This is a genomic window from Ensifer sp. Root31, assembly GCF_001424825.1.
Classification (GTDB): domain Bacteria; phylum Pseudomonadota; class Alphaproteobacteria; order Rhizobiales; family Rhizobiaceae; genus Ensifer; species Ensifer canadensis.
Genome location: NZ_LMCO01000006.1, coordinates 280,722 through 307,131 on the forward strand (window position 1 = coordinate 280,722; position 26,410 = coordinate 307,131).

Annotated in this window: 26 protein-coding genes and 2 pseudogenes; 22 read left to right on the forward strand and 6 right to left on the reverse strand. The window is 59.6% G+C overall.

The window, feature by feature from the left end; all coding sequences use genetic code 11:
* Both ASD00_RS41550 and ASD00_RS08190 read right to left on the reverse strand, forming a co-directional pair.
* Positions 1-181 (reverse strand): annotated as a pseudogene (locus ASD00_RS41550) (type II toxin-antitoxin system VapC family toxin); the annotation flags it as partial.
* Positions 181-327, reverse strand: a complete 147-nt coding sequence (locus tag ASD00_RS08190) for a type II toxin-antitoxin system VapB family antitoxin (protein WP_280137494.1) — start codon at positions 325-327, stop codon at positions 181-183. The pseudogene ASD00_RS41550 and the gene ASD00_RS08190, both read right to left, overlap by 1 nt.
* Positions 328-435: 108 nt before the next feature.
* On the opposite strand from ASD00_RS08190, the pseudogene repC reads away from it, so the two are divergent.
* From repC to ASD00_RS08225, 8 genes and pseudogenes are all read left to right on the forward strand, one after another.
* Positions 436-600, forward strand: a pseudogene (repC, locus tag ASD00_RS41555) (replication initiation protein RepC); the annotation flags it as partial.
* 134 nt (positions 601-734) lie between these two features.
* Complete coding sequence (locus ASD00_RS08200) at positions 735-1,124, forward strand: antitoxin Xre/MbcA/ParS toxin-binding domain-containing protein (RefSeq protein WP_025429740.1); 390 nt, start codon at positions 735-737, stop codon at positions 1,122-1,124.
* The gene (locus ASD00_RS38500; RefSeq protein WP_082523482.1) at positions 1,121-1,639 is read left to right on the forward strand and encodes an RES family NAD+ phosphorylase; all 519 of its coding nucleotides are present in this window, start codon (positions 1,121-1,123) and stop codon (positions 1,637-1,639) included. Before ASD00_RS08200 ends, ASD00_RS38500 begins: the two co-directional genes overlap by 4 nt.
* A 382-nt stretch (positions 1,640-2,021) precedes the next feature.
* A complete protein-coding gene (locus ASD00_RS08205) occupies positions 2,022-3,458 on the forward strand; it encodes a DUF6880 family protein (protein WP_057205956.1) in 1,437 nt (478 codons plus the stop codon).
* Positions 3,459-3,654: 196 nt separating this feature from the next.
* Positions 3,655-4,431, forward strand: a complete 777-nt coding sequence (locus ASD00_RS08210; protein ID WP_057206156.1) for a hypothetical protein — start codon at positions 3,655-3,657, stop codon at positions 4,429-4,431.
* Positions 4,431-5,126, forward strand: coding sequence for a hypothetical protein (locus tag ASD00_RS08215; protein ID WP_063963236.1), 696 nt, complete (start codon positions 4,431-4,433; stop codon positions 5,124-5,126). The genes ASD00_RS08210 and ASD00_RS08215 overlap by 1 nt, the downstream gene beginning before the upstream one ends.
* 65 nt (positions 5,127-5,191) lie before the next feature.
* Positions 5,192-5,602 carry a hypothetical protein gene (locus ASD00_RS08220; RefSeq protein WP_156585499.1) on the forward strand — a complete coding sequence of 137 codons (411 nt, stop codon included), beginning with the start codon at positions 5,192-5,194 and terminating at the stop codon, positions 5,600-5,602.
* 170 nt (positions 5,603-5,772) lie between these two features.
* The gene (locus ASD00_RS08225) at positions 5,773-6,258 is read left to right on the forward strand and encodes a hypothetical protein (protein WP_057205962.1); all 486 of its coding nucleotides are present in this window, start codon (positions 5,773-5,775) and stop codon (positions 6,256-6,258) included.
* A 482-nt stretch (positions 6,259-6,740) separates the two neighbouring features.
* Here ASD00_RS08225 and ASD00_RS38515 read toward each other — a convergent pair whose 3' ends face one another.
* The 3 genes from ASD00_RS38515 to ASD00_RS08240 form a co-directional block, all read right to left on the reverse strand.
* Complete coding sequence (locus ASD00_RS38515; RefSeq protein WP_200951442.1) at positions 6,741-6,959, reverse strand: hypothetical protein; 219 nt, start codon at positions 6,957-6,959, stop codon at positions 6,741-6,743.
* An 83-nt stretch (positions 6,960-7,042) separates the two neighbouring features.
* Complete coding sequence (lhgO, locus tag ASD00_RS08235) at positions 7,043-8,248, reverse strand: L-2-hydroxyglutarate oxidase (protein ID WP_057205966.1); 1,206 nt, start codon at positions 8,246-8,248, stop codon at positions 7,043-7,045.
* Positions 8,249-8,274: 26 nt separating this feature from the next.
* The gene (locus ASD00_RS08240; protein WP_057205968.1) at positions 8,275-9,003 is read right to left on the reverse strand and encodes an ABC transporter ATP-binding protein; all 729 of its coding nucleotides are present in this window, start codon (positions 9,001-9,003) and stop codon (positions 8,275-8,277) included.
* Between the two features lie 184 nt (positions 9,004-9,187).
* Here ASD00_RS08240 and ASD00_RS08245 point away from each other — a divergent pair, with 184 nt between their 5' ends.
* The 14 genes from ASD00_RS08245 to ASD00_RS08310 all read left to right on the forward strand — a co-directional run bounded on the left by ASD00_RS08245 (position 9,188) and on the right by ASD00_RS08310 (position 25,659).
* Positions 9,188-10,390 carry an ABC transporter substrate-binding protein gene (locus tag ASD00_RS08245; RefSeq protein ID WP_057205970.1) on the forward strand — a complete coding sequence of 401 codons (1,203 nt, stop codon included), beginning with the start codon at positions 9,188-9,190 and terminating at the stop codon, positions 10,388-10,390.
* 109 nt (positions 10,391-10,499) lie between these two features.
* The gene (locus tag ASD00_RS08250) at positions 10,500-11,255 is read left to right on the forward strand and encodes an ABC transporter ATP-binding protein (RefSeq protein ID WP_057205972.1); all 756 of its coding nucleotides are present in this window, start codon (positions 10,500-10,502) and stop codon (positions 11,253-11,255) included.
* Positions 11,256-11,264: 9 nt separating this feature from the next.
* Positions 11,265-12,179 (forward strand): branched-chain amino acid ABC transporter permease, encoded by a 915-nt coding sequence (locus tag ASD00_RS08255; RefSeq protein WP_082523484.1) that lies wholly within the window; start codon positions 11,265-11,267, stop codon positions 12,177-12,179.
* Positions 12,179-13,237 carry a branched-chain amino acid ABC transporter permease gene (locus ASD00_RS08260; protein WP_057205974.1) on the forward strand — a complete coding sequence of 353 codons (1,059 nt, stop codon included), beginning with the start codon at positions 12,179-12,181 and terminating at the stop codon, positions 13,235-13,237. Before ASD00_RS08255 ends, ASD00_RS08260 begins: the two co-directional genes overlap by 1 nt.
* The gene (locus ASD00_RS08265; protein WP_057205976.1) at positions 13,234-13,956 is read left to right on the forward strand and encodes a GntR family transcriptional regulator; all 723 of its coding nucleotides are present in this window, start codon (positions 13,234-13,236) and stop codon (positions 13,954-13,956) included. The genes ASD00_RS08260 and ASD00_RS08265 overlap by 4 nt, the downstream gene beginning before the upstream one ends.
* A gap of 26 nt (positions 13,957-13,982) precedes the next feature.
* Positions 13,983-16,007, forward strand: coding sequence for a hydantoinase/oxoprolinase family protein (locus ASD00_RS08270; protein WP_057205978.1), 2,025 nt, complete (start codon positions 13,983-13,985; stop codon positions 16,005-16,007).
* Positions 16,008-16,017: 10 nt separating this feature from the next.
* Positions 16,018-17,715, forward strand: coding sequence for a hydantoinase B/oxoprolinase family protein (locus tag ASD00_RS08275; RefSeq protein ID WP_057205980.1), 1,698 nt, complete (start codon positions 16,018-16,020; stop codon positions 17,713-17,715).
* A 3-nt stretch (positions 17,716-17,718) separates the two neighbouring features.
* Positions 17,719-17,910, forward strand: coding sequence for a hypothetical protein (locus ASD00_RS08280; RefSeq protein WP_057205981.1), 192 nt, complete (start codon positions 17,719-17,721; stop codon positions 17,908-17,910).
* Positions 17,911-18,016: 106 nt separating this feature from the next.
* Positions 18,017-19,321, forward strand: coding sequence for a 4-aminobutyrate--2-oxoglutarate transaminase (gene gabT, locus ASD00_RS08285; RefSeq protein ID WP_057205982.1), 1,305 nt, complete (start codon positions 18,017-18,019; stop codon positions 19,319-19,321).
* A gap of 8 nt (positions 19,322-19,329) precedes the next feature.
* On the forward strand, positions 19,330-20,781 hold the full coding sequence (locus ASD00_RS08290; RefSeq protein ID WP_057206160.1) for an NAD-dependent succinate-semialdehyde dehydrogenase: 1,452 nt from the start codon (positions 19,330-19,332) through the stop codon (positions 20,779-20,781).
* A 5-nt stretch (positions 20,782-20,786) separates the two neighbouring features.
* Positions 20,787-22,034 (forward strand): bifunctional glutamate N-acetyltransferase/amino-acid acetyltransferase ArgJ, encoded by a 1,248-nt coding sequence (gene argJ / locus ASD00_RS08295; protein ID WP_057206163.1) that lies wholly within the window; start codon positions 20,787-20,789, stop codon positions 22,032-22,034.
* Positions 22,035-22,072: 38 nt separating this feature from the next.
* On the forward strand, positions 22,073-23,470 hold the full coding sequence (locus ASD00_RS08300; protein ID WP_057206165.1) for an aspartate aminotransferase family protein: 1,398 nt from the start codon (positions 22,073-22,075) through the stop codon (positions 23,468-23,470).
* 70 nt (positions 23,471-23,540) lie between these two features.
* A complete protein-coding gene (locus tag ASD00_RS08305; RefSeq protein ID WP_244496027.1) occupies positions 23,541-24,917 on the forward strand; it encodes an FAD-binding oxidoreductase in 1,377 nt (458 codons plus the stop codon).
* Positions 24,918-24,951: 34 nt separating this feature from the next.
* Entirely contained in the window at positions 24,952-25,659 is a 708-nt protein-coding gene (locus ASD00_RS08310; protein WP_063963237.1) for an SDR family NAD(P)-dependent oxidoreductase, read from the forward strand.
* 347 nt (positions 25,660-26,006) lie between these two features.
* Here ASD00_RS08310 and ASD00_RS08315 read toward each other — a convergent pair whose 3' ends face one another.
* Positions 26,007-26,243, reverse strand: coding sequence for a helix-turn-helix transcriptional regulator (locus tag ASD00_RS08315; protein ID WP_057205985.1), 237 nt, complete (start codon positions 26,241-26,243; stop codon positions 26,007-26,009).
* Positions 26,244-26,410 lie beyond the last annotated feature (167 nt).

Below are 26,410 nucleotides of genomic sequence, written 5' to 3' on the forward strand. Positions count from 1 at the left end.
GCCATAGATCGAGCTCGGCAGCGCCCGCCTCGCCGAGGCGAGCCTCGATCACGATGGACAGTTCAAGAATTGTCGCAGCTGAAATGAAACGCCGCGGAGCGTCGACTACTTTTTGCTCGTAGGTTTCTGCGTCCGGTTCGTTGAACGCGATCGCAACAATTGCTGATGTGTCGATGACCATCAGTTGGGAAGGCCGTTTTCGTCATACCCCAAAATCTCATCGGCAGAGCGCTTATCCAGCACCGGGAGCTTCGCCCAGCGTTTACGGCTCGCCGCCAGTTCCTCGAGAAGCACTTCGCGATTTCCGGCATTTGCGAGGCGCCGCAGCCGCTCTTNCCAGCACCGGGAGCTTCGCCCAGCGTTTACGGCTCGCCGCCAGTTCCTCGAGAAGCACTTCGCGATTTCCGGCATTTGCGAGGCGCCGCAGCCGCTCTTGCGGCCGCGACGATGGCCTGCATTCTCGAGAGGGCAGGGCACATCAACTCGGCCGGCGGTTATCTTCGCAATCTGACGGACAAGGCGCGGCGAGGGGAGTTTTCGCTCGGACCGGTGCTGATGGCTCTATTGCGGGCGAACCCGGTGATTGCTCGAAGCGCCTAGCGAACGGCTCTTTGGAGGGCAGCAACCTGAAGCTTCTCGCTACCCCGGCGAGTCTGTCGTAGTCGCTTGCGTTGTCGCCAATAGAGTCATATATTTTGCACAATAAATGAGTTATTCGATATGGCGGAATGATCATGCCTCAGGTTCTGAAATCTCTGGAGCAAAGCGGTCCCCTGGTCCTGTCCTATATGGATCGCTCGGGAAAGATCGCTGTGGAACGGGTCGCAACCGGCTTCGGCATGTCTAAGAGCCAGTTGGCCGAGACGGCGGGCCTAGCCCGCGAAACGCTGTATAGAAGCGAGCGTAGCCTGGGCGCGAAAACGCAGAGTCGCCTTCGGGAAATGCTGGAGATTATCAGTCGCGTCTCAGATTGGGCCGGTGGTAAGGAGCAAGCAATGGCTTGGTACCGGGCTCAACCTCTACCAGCTTTTGGCGGGCGTACGCCCGAGGCTCTCGTAAAAGACGGCAAGGCCGCGGCGGTGCGAGATTACCTCGATCATATGGCCCTAGGGGGCTTCGCTTGAGGTTTGTGGGCAATTGTTACCGTGCGCACGATCCACGCTGGGCTTTCAAACCGGTTTCAGGAGATGGCGCGGCTATAAGGGGCGCGCGGTTCAACCCAAAAGGCGTGCCGGCTCTCTATCTCGGCCTCAGTGTCATGACGGCGATTAAGGAAGCCAATCAAGGATTTGCTCATCGTATCGACCCCTGCGTACTTTGTTCCTACGATGTCGACTGTGATGATATCGCGGACCTTACTTCTGACGTTGGTCGGGCCGCGAATAGTGTTTCGGTGGAGGAAATGGCCTGCAGTTGGGCCACCGCGCTTTCCGAAGGAAGGAGGCCCCCATCCTGGTCGATATACGATCGACTGAAGGCGAGGGGTACGGCAGGCATCATAGTACCCAGTTTTGCGCCTGGCTCCGAAGAGGGAGATCGAAACCTGGTGCTTTGGAACTGGGGCCCCAGCCTGCCGCATAAAGTGCAGGCACATGACCCAAGTGGTCGGCTTCCGAAGGATCAGCTGTCCTGGGATTAGGCGCATCGGCGCAATAAGCGCGTCTGTTCTTGCAGCCATAATACGTCGGCTCTACCGTGCTTACAGCAAAGGTAATCAACCAAGACCCGGAATTTAGGTCCGGTGGGATAGACGCGATATAGCAGGACCTTGCAGCGAGGTTTCATGCCCCGTCGACGCACCTGAGCCTGCCAGCGTCCCCTTAACTTTCGGATCGTCGCCATGTGATCTCCAACGAGTTGTTGAAGATGACGCGTAGGATGCCCCTGGAGGGGTGCCAAGGATTATCCCGGCGCAGTCGATGTTTCGCGACGAAGCGATTGGCTACGAAAAGCTCACCCCGTTGTCACCCCGGATGCTGACGGCGTATATGCTCTCCATGATCGAAATCCTGGAAGAATGAATGGCACCGAAGACGACGCTGAACGCCAAGAACCTAGAAACGCTGGGCGCCGAGAGGCTGGCCGAATTGTTGATGGAGATCAGCACCGGCAGTGCCGCGACAAAACGTCGGTTGCGGATCGAGCTTGCCGGAAAACAGGGTAGCAGCGAAGTCGCGAGAGAGGTGACCAAGCGTCTCTCGTCTATCGAGCGGTCGCGCTCGATGATCAACTGGCGCCGGGTCAAGACCTTGAAGAGCGACCTGGAAACGCAGCGTCTCGTGATCGTCCACACGATCGCCAGCGGCGATCCGGACGAGGCGCTCGAGGTATTGTGGCGGTTCATGGGCTTGGCGCGCTCGATTTTCGAGCGATGCGACGATAGTAACGGCACGATCGCGGATGTCTTTCGCCAAGCCTGCATCGATCTGGGCGCACTGGCAAGTGCAGCGAAACCGGACCCGCTCCTGCTGGCGAAGCAAGCCTTCGGCTCCCTTCAAAGCAATGACTACGGACAGTATGATCATCTGATCGAGAATCTGTCACCGGCGCTGGGTGGAGAGGGCCTCGATCGACTGAAGTCGTTGTTCGACGAGTGGGCAAAAACACCGATTGATGAATCGCGCCATGCGGAGCGCGTCGTGATTGGCTGGGGTAGCAACGGCCCGGTTTACGAGGATGATCTCAGTCTCCGCCAGCGCGACATGACGATCAGGATGGCATTGGAGCAAATTGCCGACGCCCAGGGCGATGCAGATGCCTTCATCGCGCAGCAGAGCCAGCAGGCGAGATCCGCACCGATGATCGCCGCCGAGATCGCACAGCGTCTGCTGAGGGCGGGACGAGCGGATGAGGCATGGGATGCCATCAATCGCGTCGAAACCAAGGGCAAACAGACCGCGTTCGAATGGGAAAACGTCCGCGTTGAAGTCCTGGAAACTCTGGGGCGCCAGGAGGAAGCCCAGGCCTTCCGGTGGCAGTGCTTCGAACATTCGTTGAACGAGCAACATCTGCGGGCGTTTCTCAAGCGCCTGCCGGATTTCGACGATATCGAGGCCGAGGAAAATGCCTTCGACTTTGTCACCCGCTTTCCGGACGTCCACCAGGCGCTCGCCTTCCTGGTCTCCTGGCCGGCATTCGACAAGGCTGCGAAGCTCGTCGTAGCACGCGCATTCGAACTTGATGGCGATTACTATGAACTCCTGACGCCGGCAGCCGAACAACTGCAGGAGAAGCATCCTCTGGCGGCGATCATCGTTCTGCGGGCCATGATCGACGTCGCGCTCGATCGCGGGAAGTCCAGCCGTTATCGCCATGCCGCGCGACATCTCATCGAATGTCAGCGGCTATCGGCCATGGTCTCCGACTTCGGCGCGCTTGCGTCACATGCCGACTACATCGCAAGCCTCGAAGGCAAGCACGGAAAGAAGGCTGGGTTCTGGGCTGCGGTCGGCCGATAACCCCACGGTTCTGCTCCTGAACTTGCCAACTTCCGCGGAGCTTTCAGAACGTCACCACGTGATCTCCAATTTGCTTATTGAAGATCACGCGTAGGATGCCCTGGAGGGGTGCCGAGGATTATCCCGGCACAGAAAAAGTCGTTGCAACCACAGCTAGTCACTGTGAGATAGCGTAGTTGATTTGCGCGGAGGCAACGTGAGTAGCAACGAGAGATTTCCCTACGAGGTTTGCCAAAAGCTCGGCAACTACGTCTACAGACTCATCGACCCTAGGAACGGCGAAACTTTCTACGTCGGAAAGGGTCGCAATAACCGGGTTTTCGACCATGCGGCAGGGCTACCCGAGGTATCGGATGACGATGCCCAACAACTTGGCGCAAAGCTCGACCGTATCCGCGCAATCAAGAATGCGGGCCTCGAGGTGATACATATCATTCACCGGCATGAGATCCCAGATGCCTCCATCTTCGAGGTCGAAGCAGCGCTCATTGACGCCTATCCCGGCCTCACCAATATCCAGGGCGGCCACGCTAGTAGTGATCGCGGCCCCATGAACCATCTGGAGCTGATCGACAAATACAGTCTTCCGGAGTTTCCAGCTAGCTCAGAGCATCGCCTGGTGCTGATCAATATCAACAAACTTGAAGAACGTTTCGATCGCCGTGCGATCTACAACCTCGTCAGGTATTGCTGGCGCATATCAAAGACGCGCGCCGAGCAGGCAGAATATGTGCTCGCTGTAGTTCGCGGCGTCGTCGTTGGCGCATTCAAACCCCTCCGGTGGATGCCCGCAACACCCGAGAACTTTCCCGACATCCCGCATGCGGATGGATCAGAGTCTCATCGTCTGGGGTTCGTAGGAGCAGAGGCACCTTCCGACATTTGGGAACTCTATGTCGGCGCTCGCGGCAAGAGAATCACTGATCCACAACTGAAGCACGTTCAAAACCCTGTCCGATTCTGGAAGTGCTGATGAAGTCCGACCGCCCCACCCTTACCCAGGTCCAGATTATTCAGTCTCTTGCCGAAGCCCTCTCCTGGTTCGAAAAAGAAGTCAGCTGGGGCGTCAGCCCAGGCGAGCTCAATCACCTCACCGGACGCATTGGCGAGCTCTACGCGGCGATGATCACTCGCGGGCAGATGGCCCTCGATACCAATCAGCGCGGATATGACGTCGTTTCGGCAGCCAATGAGCGAATATCGGTCAAGACTGTCACAAGCTCCAACCATGTCAGCTTCAACCAGAACACGTTTCACCACGTCGACCGAATAATGGTGCTGCGTGTAAACATCGAAGATGAGAAAGGTGTCTCGGTCGAAGAACTGCTCGATACCTCCGCTCATGACGCCCAGCAACTGATGCGCTCCCAGGGCGGCAAGCTCGTTTATCCGATCGCTCGTGGCATTCGGGAAGAACGGCCAGTCGACGATCTGGAGGTTACTGCTCGTGCGTCTTACGCCGACCTCGAGATCGTTCAATACGAAAGCGGTGCGATCCGAATTCGCCGCGATGGGGAGGACCAGCCAGTCGTCGTCAAGGAGCTGCTGAGGTCGATTGCGACAGAGGTCGGCGTGGATTTATTCAACTCGAAGGGTGGCCTGAAGAATACTCAAGCGCTTGGTATCGACGTCATTCGCGCAGTGCACGCCCGACGAAACATAGAATGAGCCACTCTGTAGTGCGGCTGTGTTGCAGTGCAGTGCCCAAAGCATTCAAATCAGGGGGCTTGGCCATGAAGATCGAAATGTCCGCACGCGACGTCAGGAAGCGTGCGCAGGAATTGTATGCAGGCGACAGTTTGCCGATCTCTGACGTTAAGTCGGCAGACGACCCATTGCAGCTCGCCTGGTGGGAAAGTCAGCCTCAAGAAGAGAGTTCAAGCAGCGATAGGCAACAATCGGCGATGTTGTTGTATTTGGAGCTCGCGTCAAAGGCGAGCCCCCTCGCTCTCCACCACTGCTTTCCTGCACGATTCGATTGTGAGAGAGGCTTATCACTCAGGCCGGACAAAGCGATCATTAAGACCTTTCTTCGCGATGAGCTGGTCACCAATCGTCTGGTTGGCTGGCAGCTTGTTTTCGATCTCACAGATGCCGGGCGTCTGTATGCCGAAGAGGCCGCAGAGAACCTCTCCTGCCGGTAGCGCAGCAGCTAGTGAGTCTTCTAAGTCTTGGGAAAATTTTCATGAGTGAATACAGCATATGCGAGCACCAACGTCGATTTGCGACATGGTCTGCAGTGACAGCCGCCCGGTCATCCAGCCTATACCGGTTTACGCGCGATCAGGGAGTATCACTTGTTAAGGAATCCGGCTTGGCCAACATCAGGCCGCGCTGGTCGGACTTGCCCGAACCCCGCCACTTCAACGAATTTCATCGTGATTTGCGCAAATCGATCCTTGCCGCTTCGAGGACGGTTTTTCCAAGAGCGGCGCGCGATATTTCTCATGGCGTCGCCGCGAAGTTGATCAATGTCTATCTCAAGACTCTTTTTCTCTCTGCCATTGCGCTTGAGATCGCCCAAACCAATGAAGTGGCAAAGGCCAATGCGCTTCATCCTCCTATCGACAGACTTTTGCTGTCAAAGCTCGCGATGGAGAATGTCGGTGGCAGGGCCGATTTCTGGCGCAAAATGCGCGACAAGGGTTGGTCGCGATTCGAACCGGGTGACTACGAAACCACCATAGAGGAGATCCATCGAGTCACCGCCGGCGCATTATGGACCATTGAAAGATATTGGCTCGCTCCCGACGGCGACGGCCGGCGCCTTGGTGCCGTGGATGTGGCCCACCTGATATAGGCACGCTTCACGACAAGCAATCGCTCTCAATCGCCGCCTGGTCGAGAGCTGTAGATCGCTGAAATAAAAGAGAAATATGGCGGAGAGGGTGGGATTTGAACCCACGATACCCTTGCAGGTATGCCGCATTTCGAGTGCGGCATTCGACGACTCTGCAGGGATGACGACTCTGCAGGGATAATGTGAACTTGCGGCAATGCTGCCCTTTCAGGGGCAAGTGAGAATCTGGCTAGCGTTAGCCGATGACCGACGTCCGATGCCGCCGCGCGGTGTTATTCGGGTTTGCGCTATGTTCCTGTTTTGTGCTTCGAAGATCGCATAATGTATCATGCGGGACTACGAGTTCTGGCTGCGGTCCTTGTCAGTCTCACGGGCGACGACAGTATCTCGCACTCTTCCAAGTCGATCCCGAATATCCTCAATCTCGCTCGCAAGTCCGCCATCGTTCTCTGATGCAAGAGCAAAAGATCTTTCCAGGCGCTCTACGATTTCTGCCGTGATGGATCGCGCATTCGTACGCGCCGCCGCCTCGATTTGATGGCGATGCGATCGCTGATGTGGCGGATCACCGGCAGGTTATGGGTGATGATGAGATAGCCCAAGCCATAGTCCGCCTGCAGATTGGCCATCAGGTTCAGGATTTCGCCCTGGACTGAGACATCGAGTCCTGCCGTCAATGATGAGGCGGGGGCTGAGCGCAAGCGCCCGTGCCACACCGACGCGTCTTGCCTGGCCGCCCGAGAGCTGATTCGGAAAGCGCGCGAGAAGCGAGCAGATCTCGCCATCAACGGCTGCCGGTCGATTTTCCCAGCAGCCGTTCGATAATCATCTCGGCGATGGGAATTGCTGACGTGGCGGCTGGCGACGGTGCGTTGCAGACATGCAGCATCCGATCGGTGCCGACGAACAGGAAATCATGAATGAGCTTGCCGTCCTTTGCGACCGCCTGCGCGCGGATGCCGGCCTCCTGGGGCAGGAGATCGGCACGTTCGAGGCTCGGGCAGTATTTTTGGCACTCGGCCAGATAGCCGCGCTTGAAGAGCGAGTTGCGCAGTTCGGTGAGGGCTGATGAACGATTTTGTGCGACCGTTCTCCAGAATCCTGGATAGGCCAGGTAATCGAGCATGTCTTTTGCGTTTAGGGAAAGCGGCGCATAGCCCTCTCGGGCGAAGCCGATCACCGCATTCGGGCCCACAGTGACGCTTCCATCGATCATTCGAGTCAAGTGGATGCCGAGGAATGGCAGTTCTGGATCCGGGATCGGATAGATGAGGTGCTTGACGATCTCGTTCTTTTGCGGCGGCAGACGGTAGTATTCGCCTCTGAACGGAATGATGCGATGCTCGATCGCCAGCCCCGCCATCGTGGCCAGACGATCCGACTGCAATCCACCGCAGACGACCAGCTTATGAGCACGCCAGTTGGCGTCCCGCGTCGATATCGTCACGTCGGCGCTGGCTTCCCGGATGCCGATCACCGCCGTGTCGAGCCGGATTTCTCCGCCGAGCCTTTGAACATTTCTGCCCATCGCGAGGCACACTTCGCGGTAATCGACGATCCCCGTGGAGGGAACCAGCAGCGCGCCGAGACCATTGATGTTCGGTTCGCGTTCGCGAAGTTCGCCCTGGCCGATCGGTTCGACGGCGATGGCGTTCGATCTCGATCGCTCCAGCAGCGCCTGCATGCGCTGCATCTCGATTGGATTTGTGGCAACGAGCAGCTTGCCGCAGACGTCAAAAGCGATGCCGTTGTCGACGCAAAAATCCTTCGTTGCCTCGGCGCCCTTGCGGCAGAGCTCTGCCTTGAGGCTGCCGGGCGGGTAATAGATCCCGGCGTGGATGACACCGCTGTTGTGGCCGGTTTGGTGGCGGGCGAGGCTGGCTTCCTTTTCGAGCAGCAGCAGACTGCAGCCGGGTTGCCTCTCAAGGAGGCGCATGGCGGTTGCCAGGCCGACGATGCCGCCGCCTATGACGCAATAATCGTAGATCATCGTGATGTCGTTTCCTGTCGCTGCGTTCAGGCAGTCGCGTCTGCTTCTGCAGCGAAGCCGAAATAGGCGTTCTCCAGCGCGTGCCCATCGTTCAGCGCCTCTGCCGTTCCATCCAGCACGATATGGCCGTTGCGAAGCACATAGACTCTGGTTGCAAGGTCCAATACGCGCGCTGTCGACTGCTCGACCACGAGCAGCGTCAGCCCGCTTGCATTGAGGGTGCGAAGGCTCTCGTAAACCTGGTCGATGACCATCGGCGCGAGCCCTAGCGAAGGCTCGTCAATCATCATCAGCGAGGGTCGCTGCAGAATGGCTCTGGCGATTGCAAGTTGCTGCTGCTCGCCGCCCGACAGATGGCCGGCGATGCCTTTGAAGCGGGCCTTAAGGATCGGAAATATCGTCAACACCTGCTCCAGGTCGGACGCAATTCCGTCGCGGTCCTTGCGGATCATCGTTCCGATCGACAGGTTTTCCTGCACGGTGAGCGTGCGAAAGATGTGCCTTCCTTCTGGAACGAGCACGAGACCCTGGCGGCAGAGCTGCTCGGGCGCCTTTCCGGCAATCTCTTCGCCATTGAAGGTGATGCTGCCTGCCGTCGGGGTCATCAGCCCGGCGACTGTCTTCAGCAGCGTTGATTTCCCGGCGCCATTGGGGCCGACGATGAAGACGATCTCGCCGCGATCCACATGGATGCTGGTGCCCTTAAGCGCGTTGAGCCGACCATAGCCAGCCGTGAGGTTGGTGATTTCAAGCATTCTGTTCCCCAGTTCGTCGTTCCCTCGGCCCCTGACCGGTCGGCGATTTTCGTCGCTCTTTTTCAGGAACGCTGCGTTGACAAGAGAATTCATAACTCCTAATCTGTCCACAGTCCACAGTGGACCGACAAAAATTAGAGAGGCGCAGCCGGCCACGGCCGGGTGACGTCCAAGGGGAATAAAGATGAGATCTATTTATGCGACCAGCGCAGCCGCGCTGGCGGCAGCACTCCTGTCGTCCGCCGTCTATGCAAGTGACCAGGCGCCGATCAAGATCGGTTTTGCGATCGCGGAATCCGGTTGGCTTTCAAACTATGACAGCGCGCCGTTCAAGGCCGCGGTGATGAAGATCGAGGAGATCAACAAAGCCGGTGGCTTGCTTGGCCGTCAGATCGAGTACCAGGTCATGGACACCAAGACCGAACAGGAGCGCTCAGCCACCGCCGGCGCGCAGCTGATCGACTCCGGCGTTCAGATGCTGGTCGTCTCGTGCGACTACGATTTTGGCGCTCCCGCCGCCCTTGCCGCAAAACAGGCCGGCATCATCGCCTTCAGCCTTTGTGCGGCCGACCCCAAGATGGGTGTGCAGGGCGTGGGACCCTTTGCATTCACCGCCAACAGCGCTGCGCAGTCGGAAGGGATCGCCATTGCTGAATACGCGCAGAAGCGCATGAACCTGAATACGGTCTACGTTCTTGAAGATCTGACGATCGAATACAACAAGTCGGCCTGCGCCGGGTTCCGTTCGGCCTGGATTGCCGGCAAGGGGGAGGACTCGATCCTCGGCAACGACACGTTCAAGAATGACGATCCATCGATTGCTTCGCAGATCACCCGGATCAAGGGCCTTGCGACCAAGCCGGATGCCGTCTTCATCTGCTCTTTCACGCCCGGTGGAGCGTCGGCAGTACGCCAGCTTCGTGCTGCTGGCATCGATCTGCCAATCCTGGCCAACACGGCCATGGTCGACAATTATTGGCTCAATGCCGTGCCCGGGCTGAAGGACTTTTATCTGCCGGCCTTCATGTCGCTTTACGGTGACGACCCGCGGCCAGAGATGAACGCCTTTGTCGCGAACCACAAGGTCCGCTGGAACGAGGCGCCTGTCTCCTCCTATTCCGTCCTTGGCTACAGCCTGATCGAGCAATGGGCCTATGCTGTCGACAAGGCGGAGACGACCGATACGGAGCCGGTCGTCGCAGTGATGAATGGCTTCGCCGACCAGCCGTTTACCGCAGGCCCAACAACATTCACCGACCAGCTCCATATCCAGGTCGACAGGCCGTGGTTGATCATGAAGGTGGAAGACGGTTCGTTCCGTGCCGTCGAAGTGTATCGCAATACCATCAAACCGGACATGAAGCTGCTCTTCCGCGTCGGGCAGTAAATCCTCCTTATTCGTGTCCGGGCGCCCGCGCCCGGACAGTACGACCGGCGCCGAAATTCCATTCGACGTCCTGTGACAGCTTGCATCCGGATGGGGAGCGAGAACGTTTATGACGACTACTGAAAAACAGCTGCTGGAGGCGCGGGGCATTCATGTCGCATTCGGCGGCATTCGGGCACTCGGCGGTGTCAACCTCAGCTTGAAGCGAGGAAAGGTCATGGGTCTCATCGGGCCGAACGGCGCCGGCAAGACGACCATGGTGAACGTCCTAAGCGGCTTTCAGCGCCCGACGGAGGGAACGATCGTTCTCGACGGCGTCGATGTTTCGAGCCTGCCTGCACGACGGTTCGCCATGGGCGGCATCGGGCGCAGCTTCCAGGCCGCCCGCCTGTTCCGTGACCTCACGGTCGAGCAGAACTTGTCGGTTGCTGGCATTGGCATCGGCCTTTCCGGTCGCGTTGCCAAGGAGCGGGCAGGGGAAATTCTCGACTGGATGGCGCTCTCCCATTGTGCTGATCACCGGTGCGATGGGCTGTCCTACGGCGATGAGCGGCGGGTCAGCATTGCCAGGGCTCTGGCGCTCAAGCCGTCGTTCGCGCTGCTCGACGAGCCTGCGTCCGGGATGAACGACGGCGAATGCGAAGCCCTTATGGAAGTGATTTCCGAAGTGCCGAAGCGGTTCGGCTGCGGAGTGCTGCTCATCGAGCACAACATGAAGGTGATCATGGGCGTTTGCGAGCGAATTCACGTTCTCGACGGGGGGCGCAGCCTGGCCGAGGGTACGCCCGAGGAAGTGCGGCGCGACCCGATCGTCCGTCGCGCCTATCTAGGCGAAAAGGCGTCCGACGACGCCATCGCGATATAGGTGAGGGCGATGACCAACATTCTTCAGGTCCTTGTCGATGCCGTCGCTCTCGGCAGCCTATACGCACTAGTGGCGCTGGCGATCGGGCTGGTCTTCGGTGTCATGCGGCTGATCAATTTTGCCCAGGCCGACTACATTACCATCGGCGCTTTCGCACTCGTCGTTCCGACCGCAAGCGTCACACCGCCGCTTCTCCTCGGCGCATGGCCGACGGCCCTGATGATCGCTGGCGTGCTGTTGATCGTGGTGTTGTTGTCGCTGGCGACGGAACGCGTCGCTTTCCGGCCGCTGCGCCAATCCAATCCGGCGACCCTTCTGATTTCTTCATTCGCCGTCAGCTATTTTCTCCAGCACCTGGTCGTCCTCGTCCACACAGGCCGACCTAAATCGATCGGCATCGGTGGCGCTCTGACGAACGCGATTGATTTCGGCGGCGTGCGCGTTCCCGGCATTCAGTTGCTGACGATGGCCGTCACCGCCTCCTTACTGGTGACGCTCGTGCTCTTCCTCAAGAAGACTCCGCTTGGCATCCAGATGCGGGCGGCGGCCGAGAACTTCCAGATGGCCAGGCTTCTCGGCGTGCCGGCAAACCGCGTCATCGCTGTGGCGTTCGCAGTCAGCGGCCTGCTTGGCGGCACTGTCTCCATGCTTCTCGTCATTCAGACAGGAACACTCGATGTGCGGATGGGTTTGATGCCAGTGGTCTATGCATTTTTTGCCACGGTGATCGGTGGCATGGGCTCTCTACCGGGTGCTGCCCTCGGCGGTTTCATCGTCGGCTTCGCCAGTGTTCTCCTGCAGACCTACCTTCCAGCGGATCTGCGCCCATTCCGCGATGCGGGTGTGTTCGCCCTGGTCATCCTCATCTTGCTGGTAAGACCACAGGGTCTGATTGTGACCGGCGCTGCAAAGGAGCGCGTGTGATGAAAAAGACCTTAAGCTCTTCTTCCTTGTTCACATTGAGGTTCTGGTTCCCGGTGCTCGCCTTGCTCGTGCCGCTGGTGCTGGTCGTGCTCGCGTCCGAGCAGTTCGGCCCGCTGACGCTTCGGCGTACGGTAGTCGAGGCGCTCATCAGGATCGTCGTCGTCGTCGGTCTCTACATCTTCATTGGCAATTCGGGCATCATCTCGTTCGGTCATACGACGTTCATGGCGATCGCCGCCTACGCGACCGCCTGGCAGACCTGCTGTGAAATGCTCAAGCCGATCACCATGTCCGGCCTGCCTCCCTTCCTTCGCGATCAGACGTTTCCGGCTCTGCCGGCCGCCGTCAGCTCGATCGCTCTTGCCGGTGCCGCTGCCTTTCTCTGCGGACTGGTGCTGATGCGCCTGTCGGGCCTGGCCGCCTCGATCTCGACGCTTGCGGTGCTGTTCATTCTGAACGTCACGTATTCCAACTGGGACAGCGTGACGATGGGAACTGCGTCGATCGTCGGGTTGCCGAACTACGTTACGGCCTGGCTTGCCTTTGGTTGCGCCGCTTTTGCGATCCTCGTCGCATACCTCTACCAGACCTCGTCCAAGGGCCTGGCCATCCGGGCGACGCGGGAAGACGAAGTCGCCGCGGCCGCCTCGGGGATTTCGCTCTATTGGTCGCGGCTCTTTGCCTTTACCCTCTCCGGCTTCGTCATGGGTCTGGGAGGCGTGCTGCAGGCGCACTATCTCGGCACGGTTTCGATCAATACCTTTTTCCTGAACCTCACCTTCATCGGTCTCGCCATGCTCGTCGTCGGCGGTATGCGAAGCCTGGCGGGTGCTGTCGTGGGCGTGGTCGTGGTCACCGCCATCGTCGACATCTTTCGGCGCATCGAGGCAGGCGTCTCGATCGGCTCTTACGAGTGGTCGCTGCCCGCTGGCGCGCAAGAATTGGTGCTTGCGGCGATCATGTTGCTCATACTGATTTTCCGGAAGGACGGAATCATGGGAGGACGCGAGTTCGACCTTCCAATGCAAGTCAGCCGCGAAAAGGGGAATGCGCCATGAATGACAATAACCGCACCATGCCGCACGGGGAACTCGAGTTCTCCAATACTATGATCGACAACCGCATGCTTTCCGATCAGGTCGCGACATTCCTGATCAGGGAATTGATCTTCGGTCGTCTGCAACCGGGCCAAAGGATCAACGAAGCCGAGCTTGCCCGCAATCTTGGGATCAGCCGCAACCCGATCCGCGAGGCGATCCGTCGCCTCGAAGAGCGGGGCCTGCTGATCTCGGCGCCGCGTCGCGGTACGTTCGTGCGAACGTTCTCGCGCAAGGACATCGACGAGATCTTCTCCTTCCGCGTCGTGGTCGAACGGTTTGCGATCGAACAGGCGCTGCCGCTGATGACCGACGAGGACATCGACCGGATCTCGGCTTTCGTTGATGCGATGGTCTCTGCGGCCGATGCGAACAACGAGGTTGCGCTGGTCGAGAACGACTTGGCCTTCCATCTCGAGATCTGCAAGCTCTCGAACAACCGCCAGACACTGCACGCCTTCATGAACATCCAGGCGGAAGTGCAGATGCTGATCACGATGGCCGAACAGCGCTTTGAGAGCCTGGAAGCCGCCGCCGTGGACCACTGGCCGGTGGTCGACGCGCTGCGAACACGCGACGTGCCCAAGGCGTGCGACGCCATCAGCGACCACATCAAGGATTCTTGGCGACGGCTCGCCGAGGAATACGAACGGGGCGATCCGCCACATCGTTCCGCATAATTCAACATAGAAGGGAACATACGTCCGTGAGCAAAATCATCGGCATCGACATTGGGGGGACGTTTACCGATTTCGTCTCCTACAATTCCGCCACCGGGACCATCGAGAACTGGAAGAACCTGACGACGCCCTCCGAGCCGATCGAAGGTGTTCTTCAGGGGTTGGAGCAGGAGGACGACCTGGGAGGCGTCAACAAGATCCGTCTCGGCACGACCATCGCGACCAACGCCCTGCTGACAAGACGCGGCGCGAAAGTCGCCTATGTCACCACCAAAGGCTTCAGGGACGTTCCGTTCATCCAGCGCGGTGATCGCCGCAGCCACTACGACATCACCTGGGTCAAGACAAAGCCGCTGATGAAGCGTGCGGACTGCTTCGAAGTCGAGGAAAGACTGAGCGCCAATGGCGAGGTCGTGCAGCCTCTCGATGAAGCAGCTGTGCGCGAGATTGCCGCAACGATCCGGGCCGACGGTACGATCGAGGCGATCGCTATCTGCACCCTGTTCTCCTACATCGACCCGAAACACGAGCAGCGCATTCGCGACATTCTCGCCGAAGAACTGCCCGGCATGCCGATCTCGATCTCCTACGACGTCCTGCCGAAATGGAAAGAATACGACCGGGCATCGACGACCATCGCCGACGCTTACCTGAAGCCGATCGTTTCAGACAATTTCCACCGTATGCAGAAGCGGCTCAACGCCATCGGCGTTGGCGACAAGATCGGAGTGATCAAGTCCAATGGCGGTGAATCGACGCTTGAAGGCGCTGCCGAAGCCCCGGTCCAGATGACTTTGTCCGGCCCGACCGGTGCTGTTGTTGCCACGCGCATCCTGTCGGAACTCACCGGCATCCAGAACCTTGTCGTCTTCGACATGGGTGGTACCTCGACCGATTGCTCGACAGTCGTCGACGGCAAGGAGCACGTGACCACGAGCTTCGAGATCGAATGGGGACTGCCGATCCAGATTCCGATGATCGACATTCACACGATCGGCGCCGGCGGCGGCTCGATCGCCTGGATCGACAAGGGCGGCATGTTGCGCATGGGACCGCAATCGGCGAGCGCTGATCCGGGCCCTGCCTGCTACGGTCGTGGTGGCGAGAACGCAACGGTCACCGACGCCAATGTGGTGCTCGGCCGCATCAATCCCGACTACTTCCTCGGCGGCAGGATGAAGCTCGACGCAGAGGCTGCCCACAGGGCAGTCGCGAGAATTGCCGAGCAGCTCGACCTCACGGTCGATGCCGCGGCCTATGCCATGGTGCAGATCGCCAACAACAACATGCTTGGTGCCCTTCGTGCCGTGTTGCTGCAGCGCGGGCTTGATCCGCGTGACTTCACGCTCGTCGCATCGGGTGGTGCCGGTCCGGTTCACATCTGCGATCTCATGGATATTTCGGGGATCCCGCAGGGCATCGTGCCGAACTATCCCGGCCAGTTCTCGGCTTTCGGCTTCATCATGACGGATGCCCGGGTGGACCGGCATCGCACCGTTCAGCAGACCTCGAAGTTCTTCGACGGCAAGCGGGCGACGGCGGCGATGACTGAGCTGGCCGATGGTGCCATCGGCGAACTGGTGACGCAGGGTTACACGCAGAAAGTCGAGATCTACCGCTCGATCGAGGCGCGTTACCTTGGCCAGAACCATGAGCTTGAACTGAGTTTCCCGGCCAACGATTTTTCCGACGAGGCCGTCGAGGACTTGTGGAAGCGCTTCCATGAGGAGCACGAGAACCGCTTCGGGTTCTCGATCGCCGGCGAGACAATCGAGACCGTCAATCTCAAGGTTGTCGCTGTTGCCATCTCGGACAAGCCGGTCATGGGCGAGCTCGAAAAGGGATCGGGATCGCCGGCTGCTTCGGGTAACCGGAAGGTTCGCTTCGAGGATGGCTGGCATGACGTCAAGACTTACGATCGCGGGACATTGAGGCAGGGTCAGACCCTGTCGGGACCGGCGATCATCGAGGAAAGCGCGTCCGTAACCATTCTCCAGCCGAAGCAGACGCTGCGCGTCGATCGGCTGGGCAATCTGATCATTTCTGCCTGAGGAGCATGCCATGGACTTCGTGACGATGAACATTCTGGAATCGACCATGGTCTCTCTGTGCAGGGAGATGGGGATCGTGCTGATGAAGACGTCCTATTCGACGATCTTCAACGAAGCGCTCGATTTCACCTGCGGGCTTGCCGACATGAACGGCGACATGATCGCTGTCGCCGATTATTGCCCGGCGCAGATCGGCGGCATGCCGCTCCTGGTAAAGTCGTGCCTGAAGGAGATCCCGCCTTCCGAGATCGAAGAAGGAGACATCATCCTTCACAACGACCCCTATCGTGGCGGCTTGCACACGCCGGAACATACGTTCTTCAAGCCGATCTTCGTCGATGGCGAAATCATGGGCTTTGCCGTGGCGATCGGCCATATCGCCGAAGTCGGCGGCATGGCGCCGGGTGGCTTCTGCGGCGAAGCGACCGAGATCTTCCAGGAGGGGCTGCGCATTCCGCCGGTCAAGATCAAGAAGCGCGGCGAAGACAACATCGAGGTCTGGAAACTGCTGCTCGCCAACGTTCGCACGCCGCGCGTGAACTACGGCGATCTGCGCGCATTGATCGCTGCTGTCGATCTCGGCGAAAAGCAGATGACGCAGATCTACAAGAAATACGGCAAGGAGAAGGTCAAGGAGACGGTCAACGATCTGCTTCTCTACTCCGAACGCCGCATGCGCGCCGAACTCGAGGCAATCCCCGACGGCATCTACGCCTTCACCGACTATGTCGAAAGCGATGGGATTGATGCTGATCGCAAGTACGCGATCGCAGTCGAAGTGCACAAGACGGGTGGCGACATCGTCGTCGATTATGCCGGCTCCTCGCCACAGGCGTCCGGGCCGATCAACGCAACGCTCGGCGTCGCGACATCTGCGGCATATAACGCCGTCCTGCACATGACCGACCCGTCGATCCCGCGCAATTCCGGGTGCTTCCGGCCCATCCGCGTGATGGCGCCGCCCGGCACCATCGTCAACGTCGATTTCCCCGCGCCGGAGGTTGGCGGAAACACCGAGACCCACCCGCGCATCGTGGGTACGATCCTTGGTGCGATGTCCACCGCCGTGCCGAACCGGGTCATGGCGGCGGAAGGGGCAACCCACTGCAACTTCGTCTTCGGCGGCGTCGATGCGGACACGGGCGAATACTTCGCCTGCTACGATCTGGAGGCCGTTGGTTGGGGCGGGCGATCCTTCGCCGATGGCAACGATGGTGTCGATTCGATCAACGGCAACTGCCGCATCACGCCGGTTGAAGTTTACGAAACCCGCTTCCCCTGGCGCATCGAGAGTCTCGCCTTCAACGTGGATGCCGGCGGCGCCGGCGAATACCGCGGCGGCGTTGGCTACACCAAGCAGATGTTGTGCCTCAACAACGAGATCGTCTGCTCGCAGATGACTGACCGCCATCTCTTTGCCCCCTGGGGTCTGGAAGGCGGCACGGAAGGCGGGCTCGGTGCGACGCTGGTGATGAAGTCCGGCGGTTCGGACTGGCAGACGATGCGCCAGGCCTACGGCAAGGCATCGACCAGCCGCTACGCCAACGTCTCCATTCGTCGCGGTGATCGCGTTCGCCTCGTCACGCCAGGCGGCGGCGGCTACGGCGACCCGAGTAAGCGCGACCCTGCGGCTGTCGCCCACGACGTGCGGGAAGGCTACGTCTCGAAAGAGGCGGCCAAGAAACACTACGGTTATCAGGAGGCATGAGAGATGAAATTCTCCCAGAACGGGCTCTACATCGAGAGCTATACCAAATGTGCAAATTGCGGCGTGCTGATTTACGAAAACTCGGCCGAGGATAGCCGCAAGAAGACAGTTCACGCAGGGAACACGTATTGCGCGCAGGAATGCGTTGATTGGAAAATTGGCCGGGATATTCGGCGCGGCACCACCGCCGCCTGATGTCATACAGGCGGTCCCGCGCTCCAGTTGGCGGGGCCGTCCTTTTCGGCAGATAGCGGCCCGCTTGCCGCGTCTGCAATATCACAGTCATTTCAAGGAGGGACGAATGTCCACCAACGCCTCGCTCACGGCGCGCCGCAGCGCCGCGATCCCTGCTGGCCTGTCGAAACATCTCGACGTCTACATCGATCGTGCCGAAAATTCGGAACTCTGGGATATCGAGGGCCGTCGCTACATCGATTTCGCCGCCGGCATCGCGGTCAACAATACCGGTCATCGGCATCCCAAGGTGGTGGAAAGAGTTCGTGCGCAGTTGGAGAAGGTGACGCACACCTCGTTCCAGACGACCCCTTACATCGACTATGTCGAGCTGTGCGAAAAGCTGAATGCGCTGCTGCCGGGCGACTTCGCCAAGAAGACATTCCTGGTTTCGACCGGGGCAGAAGCCATCGAGAATGCGGCCAAGATTGCGCGAGCAGCCACGGGACGTTCAGCCTTTGTCGCATTTTCCGGCGCATTCCATGGCCGGACACTGATGGCGATGACGCTTACCGGCAAGACCGCGCCCTACAAGGTCGGATTCGGCCCGCTGGTGCCCGACGTATTCCATCTGCCGTTTCCGATTGCCTATCACGGCATCACTGAACAGGAAGCACTCAAGGCGCTCGACCGCTTCTTCAAGTCCGAAGTCGACCCGACGCGGGTTGCCGGCATCTTCGTCGAGCCGGTCCAGGGGGAAGGTGGTTTTTATCCAGCGCCGGTTACATTCCTGCGCGCCTTGCGCGAGATCTGCGACCATCACGGGATCCTGCTGATCGCCGACGAAATCCAGACCGGCTTTGCCCGCACCGGCAAGATGTTTGCCATGGAACACGCCGGTGTTGCCGCCGACATCGTCACCATGGCCAAGGGCCTCGGCGGCGGTTTTCCGATCGCCGCGGTTACCGGCCGTGCCGAGGTGATGGACCGGATTCCGCCGGGGGGCGTCGGCTCGACCTTTGCCGGCAACCCTCTGTCCTGTGCGGCGGCGCTCGCCGTGCTCGAAGTCATCGCAGAAGAACAGCTCTGCGCCCGCGCCGAGGAGGTTGGCTCGAGGTTGCGCCAGACATTCGACGAGTGGTTCACGGGCAACGAATTCTCCTGTATCGGCGATGTGCGAAACCTTGGGGCGATGGTCGCAATCGAATTCGTGCGCGACCGTAACTCGCGCGAGCCATGGCCCGAACTCGTCAAGGCGCTCACGCAAAAGGCGGCTGAGAATGGGCTGCTGCTCCTGTCTTGCGGCGTCAACGGCAACGTCGTCCGCGTTCTGGCCCCGCTGACAATTCCGTTCGAACGGCTCGATGAGGGTGTGACGATCCTCAAGGAAAGCCTGCGCTCGACCCTCTTGGAACTGGGAGGTCGCCAGTGAACGCGCCGATGACATCCGTTTTTCGCGATCGATCCTTCATCGACGGACAGTGGGTTTCTGCCGCTTCCGGGCAGACCTTCGATGTTATCAATCCGGCGACCGGCGCATTGATTGCATCGGTTCCGGATCTTGCCGCCGACGCCGTCGAAACAGCGATCGCGGCCGCTGAACGAGCGCAGACCGACTGGCGCAACCGGCCCGCCAAGGAACGCGCTCAGATCCTGCGCGCTTGGTTTGCCGAGATCGTTAATCACGCAGAGGAATTGGCGCAACTCATCACTGCCGAACAGGGAAAGCCGCTCTATGAGGCAAGAGGCGAGGTCGCTTTTGGTGCCTCTTTCGTCGAGTGGTTTTCGGAAGAGGCCAAGCGGGTCTATGGCGACGTCATTCCGTCGGCGGGACGCGATCGTCGGTTCATGGTGATCAAGCAGCCGATCGGCGTTTGCGCCGCGATTACACCATGGAACTTTCCCCTGGCGATGATCACGCGCAAGGCAGCGGCGGCGCTTGCAGCCGGATGCACGATGGTGATCAAGCCTTCCGATGAAACACCGCTGACGGCGTTGGCACTTGCCGAACTGGCGCTGCGCGCGGGCGTTCCGGCCGGCGTTCTGAACGTTGTTACGTCCAAGGACGCCGCCGGCATCGGGCGACTGCTTTGCGAGCATCCGACAATCCGCAAACTGTCGTTCACCGGTTCGACGGCCGTTGGCAAACTGCTGATGCGCCAATGCGCCGACACGCTGAAAAAATTGTCGCTCGAACTCGGCGGCAATGCTCCGTTCATCGTCTTCGACGATGCCGATCTCGACAAGGCGGTTACCGGCGCGATCGCGTCCAAGTACCGCAATTCCGGGCAAACATGCGTTTGCACCAACCGCATGTACGTCCAGGACGGGATATACGACGCATTCATTGCACGACTGAGCGCTGCCGTTTCGGCCATGAAGGTCGGAAACGGCAGCGAACCCGATGTGCTCCAGGGTCCGCTTATCAACGAACGTGCCGTCGAAAAGGTCGAGGCTCTGGTCGCCGACGCCGTCGAAAATGGCGCGCGGATCGAAACGGGAGGGCAGCGCCACCCGTTGGGTGGCACCTGGTTCGAACCGACGGTACTCAGCGGCATGACCGCTTCCATGCGCCTGGCGCAGGAGGAGGCCTTCGGTCCGATCGCACCGGTGTTTCGCTTCCGCGACGAAGAGGAAGTCATCCGCCTCGCCAACGACACGCGTTACGGCCTGATGGCCTACTTCTACGCCCGCGATATCAATCGGATCTGGCGCGTGCTGGAGGAGCTTCAGTTCGGGATGGTGGGCATCAATGAGGGGCTGATCTCCACCGAACTCGCACCGTTTGGCGGGATCAAGGAAAGCGGAATGGGCCGGGAAGGCTCGAAATACGGCATCGAAGAATATGTCGAGCTGAAATACGCCTGTTTTGGCGGCCTGACGGATCGGTGATGGCAATGGCCGGGACACTTCCCATTTCGCCGCTTGCTCCCGAGCGGTTCCCCGATTTTCAGGAGATTGAAGGCGTGCGACTGGCAGCGGCCAAGGCGGGCATCAAATATCCCGACCGTACCGATGTCCTGCTCGTGGCGTTCGATCCAGGCACGGTGGCGGCCGGCGTGTTGACCCGATCGAAATGTGCCGGGGCTCCGGTGGAATGGTGCCGGCAAGCGCTTTCGAATGGCGCCGCGCGCGGGCTGCTCGTCAACTCCGGCAATGCAAACGCATTTACCGGGAACAAGGGACGAGAGGCTGTCCATCACAGCGCCTCGCTGACGGCCGCGGCGATCGGATGCAAGGCAGAGAATATCTATCTCGCATCGACCGGCGTGATCGGCGAGCCTCTGGACGCACGAAAGTTCGATGCCGTCATGGGTGAACTTGTCGAGGGGTTGGAGCCCGTCGATTTCGAGCTTGGCGCGCGAGCTATCATGACCACCGATACCTTCCCGAAGGGCGCTTTCAGAACCGTTCTTCTGGGTGAGACGCCGGTGCGCATTGCCGGTATCGCCAAGGGTTCAGGCATGATCGCCCCGGATATGGCGACGACCCTCGCATTCGTTTTCACCGATGCACCGATCGCCGGCGACCTACTGCAGGTGCTGCTCTCGGATGCGGTGACTGACACCTTCAATGCGATCACTGTCGATTCCGACACATCAACGTCCGATACCCTGTTGATGTTTGCGACCGGCAAGGCGCGCACGCGGGGCGCCCCGGCCATCAGCCTGGCGAACGATCCCCGCCTTGCCGCCTTTCGCGCCGCGCTCATTGAGCTCCTGCTCGACCTAGCCTGCCAGGTCGTTCGTGATGGAGAGGGTGCACGCAAGTTCGTCACCGTTGAAGTGACGGGCGCCGAGACGAAAGAGGCTGCGCGCAACGTCGCGCGCGCCATCGCCAATTCCCCGCTCGTCAAGACGGCCGTCGCCGGTGAAGACGCCAATTGGGGGCGGGTCGTAATGGCGGTCGGAAAGTCCGGCGAGCGCGTCGATCGTGATCGGCTGTCGATCCATTTCGGTGCTGTTTGTGTTGCGACCGAAGGCGCGCGCAATGCGCATTACGACGAGGCGGCCGCTTCGGCGCATATGCGCCGTTCCGACATTGATATTCGTGTCGATCTTGGGATCGGGCCGGCAACGGACCGTGTCTATACCTGCGATCTGACCGCCGGTTACGTCGAGATCAACGGCGACTACCGGTCATGAAACCAGCCATGCACCCAAACAACATGAAGGACGACACGATGGCCGCCAATCCGAACTCCGTTGAGGCACGAGACGTCGCCTACCATCTGCACAGCTACACGAATGCAAGGCTTCATCAGGAGCAGGGACCTCTCGTCATCGAAAAGGGCGACGGCATCTACGTCGAGGATCAATCCGGCAAGCGGTACATCGAAGCGATGGCCGGGCTCTGGAGCGTAGCAGTCGGCTTTTCCGAGCCACGGCTGGTCGCCGCGGCCAGTCGGCAGATGGCGCGCTTGCCCTATTACCACACCTTCACGCACAAGGCTCATGGGCCCGTGGTCGATCTTGCGGAGAAGCTGGTGACCATGGCGCCGGTGCCGATGTCGAAAGCCTACTTTACCAATTCGGGGTCCGAGGCAAATGATACCGTGCTGAAGCTCCTTTGGTATCGATCCAACGCCATGGGCGAGCCGCAGCGCAAGAAGGTGATCAGCCGTCACCGCGGCTACCATGGCGTGACCATAGCATCGGCCAGCCTCACCGGGTTGCCGAACAATCACCGCTCGTTCGACCTGCCGTTGCCGCAGGTGATCCACGTCGGATGTCCGCATTACTGGCGCGAAGCGCAGCCTGACGAGAGCGAGGACATGTTCGCGACGCGGCTTGCGCTTGAACTCGAGCAGACGATCCTCGCCGAGGGCCCCGAGACAATCGCGGCCTTCATCGGCGAGCCGCTGATGGGGGCAGGTGGGGTCATCCTTCCGCCAAAGGGATACTGGGAAAAAATACAGGCCGTCCTGCGCAAGTACGGGATTTTGCTCGTTGCCGACGAAGTCATCTGCGGGTTCGGACGAACCGGACAGATGTTCGGAAGTCAGACCTTCGCAATGACGCCGGACATCATGGTGTTCTCCAAGCAGCTCTCATCCTCATACCTGCCGATATCGGCCGTTTTGATCAACGACGTGGTGTTTGAGCCGATTGCCGATGAATCAAACCGGATCGGTGTCCTCGGTCATGGGTTTACGGGTAGCGGACATCCCGTCGCGGCTGCTGTCGCGCTGGAAAACATCAACATCATCGAGGAGCGCGATCTCGTTGCCCATGCGCGCGAGGTCGGCCGGCACCTGCAAAAGCGTCTGCATGCTTTGGCTGGGCACAGACTGACCGGCGAAGTGCGAGGTATCGGTCTGATCGCCGGGATTGAACTCGTTGCAGATCGGGAAACACGCGAGCCGTGGCAAAAGCCGGGCGCGCTCGGTGCGCTCGTCAACCGCGAGCTTCAGGAACTCGGGGTCATCTCCCGAAACATGGCCGACGCCATTGCCTTCTCGCCGCCATTGATCATCACAGAAGGTGAGGTCGACATCGTCGCCGACCGGCTGGAGCAGGCGATGGACCGGGCCGCGTCCCAGATTTTGACGCCGGTGCTTGCTGCATCGGCCAAGAGGTGAGCCGCTCGTGGGCAACAAACCGAATGATGTTCGCCGCGGGGCTTTGCAGCCGGAAGAGGAGGCTTTCGCAGTGCATCTTCGACGCCTCTGCGGCGATGACCGCGTCCTGACCGACAGAGTCGATCTCGAACCCTACCTGACGGACGAGCGCGACTATTTTCGCGGAGCCGCCGAAATGGTGCTTTTGCCGCGAACGACCGAGGAGGTTTCGATCCTTGTCAGGGCGTGCGCGGCCCGTGGCGTCCGCATCGTTCCGCAGGGCGGCAATACGGGCCTCGTCGGCGGAGCGGCATCGGCTGAAGGCGAAGCCGTTCTGTCTCTCCGCCGCATGAACCGGATTGTCGACATCGACTGCGAGAGCATGACGATGACGGTCGAGGCGGGCGCGATCCTTGCCAACGTCTGTAAGGCGGCGGAGGCACGGGGGTGCCTCTTTCCTCTCAGCCTCGGTTCATCGGGAAGCTGTCAGATTGGAGGCAACATCGCGACCAACGCCGGGGGATCGAACGTGCTGCGATACGGTAGCATGCGCGAACTTGTTCTGGGTCTCGAAGTGGTGTTGCCGGATGGCCGGATCTGGAACGGCATGCGCGCCTTGTACAAGGACAATACCGGATATGCGCTTCGCCACCTGTTCGTCGGTTCGGAGGGTACGCTCGGGGTCGTAACGAAGGCCGTATTGAAGCTCTTCGATCCCCCAAAGGGCACAACGACCGCCTTTTGCGGATTGCGAAGCGTCGAAGCGGCAATTGCGCTCTTTTCTCTGGCAAGACGCAAAGTTCCGGGGTTGCTTTCTGCCTTCGAGCTCATCTCCGGGTTTTCGCTCGAAGAGACATGCCGGCATTCAGGCGTCGCCCCTCCCTTCAAAGAGGAGCATGCCTGGTATGTCTTGCTGACCGTCTCGGGTGGCGTGGATGATGCGGTTTTGCGGGATCTTTCCGAAGACTTTCTGGGGGCTTCATTCGAACAGGGGTTGGTCGATGATGCCATCATTGCAGAGAGCCTGGCGCAGTCACAGACGCTGTGGGCCCTGCGTGAAGCCATTCCCGAAGCGGAGAAGATGCTGGGACAAACCACCAAACACGACATTGCGCTGCCACTTTCCAAGATAGCGCCGTTTCTGGCCGAGGCGGAGAGCCGGCTGCTCGCCACGTTTCCCGATCTGATGATTTCCGTGTTCGGCCATCTGGGTGACGGTAACCTGCACTACAATGTCTGCCTGCCCGAAGTCGGGTCCATGGGCGGAGACTGGCGGGACAGTGTCGCTGATGTGGTCTACTCAATTGTCGGACAATATAATGGATCAGTGTCGGCCGAGCACGGGATTGGCAAATTGAAGGGGATGCTGTTGCGTCAGCACAAGACCGCCGTAGAACTGGACCTTTTGGAACGCATCAAGGCGAGCATCGATCCCGATGGCCAGCTTAACCCGGGGAAGATGCTCTAGTTGCTTTGTGGATCCATACTCTTGGAGCGAACTGTTGACAGAACTCGATAAACCAAAACGCGTGCTCATTGCTGGGGCCTCGCGTGGATTGGGCCTCGGCCTAGCGCGGACCTACCTGCAACGCGGATGGGATGTCTTTGCCACTGTGCGAAACGATGCCGGTGAGCAGGCGTTGGTCGCCATTGGCAGCGAAATCGGACGCGCACCCTTCGTCGCCCGTATGGATATCCTTTCTAACGAAGATGTCACCAAGCTTCGCCGACGGCTAGAGGGAGTGCGGTTCGACATTCTCTTCGTCAATGCCGGTATCACGAATGATCCATCGCAACCGATCGAGACGGTCAGCTCCGAGGAATTCCAACGTATTATGCTGACCAACGTGTTCGCCCCGATGCGCTTTGTAGGGATGATCGGCGAGCTGGTCGCTCGAGACGGGGTCGTCGCGGTCATGTCATCGAATATGGGCAGCGTCAGCGGCAACGAGGGTGGGGGCTGGGATGTCTACAAAGCCAGCAAGTCGGCACTTAACCAGGCAATGAAGAGTTTTGCCGCGCGTCGCCATGGAGATGGAAAGACCTACCTGTTAGTATCTCCCGGTTGGGTGCGAACCGAAATGGGCGGCGAGAACGCCCCGCTCGATATTGAAACAAGCACAGCCGGCATCGCCGATGTGATCGCTCAGCGGGCAGGACAGGGCGGCGTTCTGTTCGTCGATTACCGTAATTCGCCGGTGTCATGGTAGAACACGGTTCTATGTGGGCGATACAAGCGCGCATGAGGCAAATCGCGTTGCCGCTCGGGGAGCTAGCGGACGCCGCGTCAAGGCTAGGGCCAGTAGTCCCATTGATCCAGAATATGATGGTCGCTCGATGCGTCGGGACAGATTACATCACGCCGCCCCTATTTTTCTGGGGACAGGCCACGAAGTTCCATCGAAATTTAGCAGTGGCAGGTAGGCGACGGCCATATCATTGGCCGAGAAGGCAAACCGTTCCTTCCGGCCTCGCTGCTGCGACTGAGCGAAGTGCGTCCGACGCGTGAAGCGACTTGTCTTTGAAGATCCGTCGTTTTCCGCACTAGGTGGCGGAACTAGTCCCGGGGTTTAAGCAGAAGGCGCGCCCCGGTGTAGTCGCCGTTTGTGATTTCGACGTCATGTGCGGCGAACGCTGCCTTGATCTTCTCTTTTGTGGACGCTGTTGCACTTCCCGTGGATTCGAAGCGGTGGACGGTCGAGAACGCGATACCTGCCTTTTCCGCAAGATCACGGACAGACCATTTTAGGATGGCGCGAGCGGCTCGGTTAGCTTCCGGGGTCAGTTCGGCCATAAGCAGTTCCTAAAATGAATACATGTGTATCGAAATCGCTTGACGGGTGTGACGAGAGCGACTACGACTACAGGTGTAGGCAACGTGCGGCGATTCTTCTAGCCGCGCGTGCGCATGTGCGCGAACTTTTCATCAACAGTCAACAATTGGCGGCCTGCCATAATGCA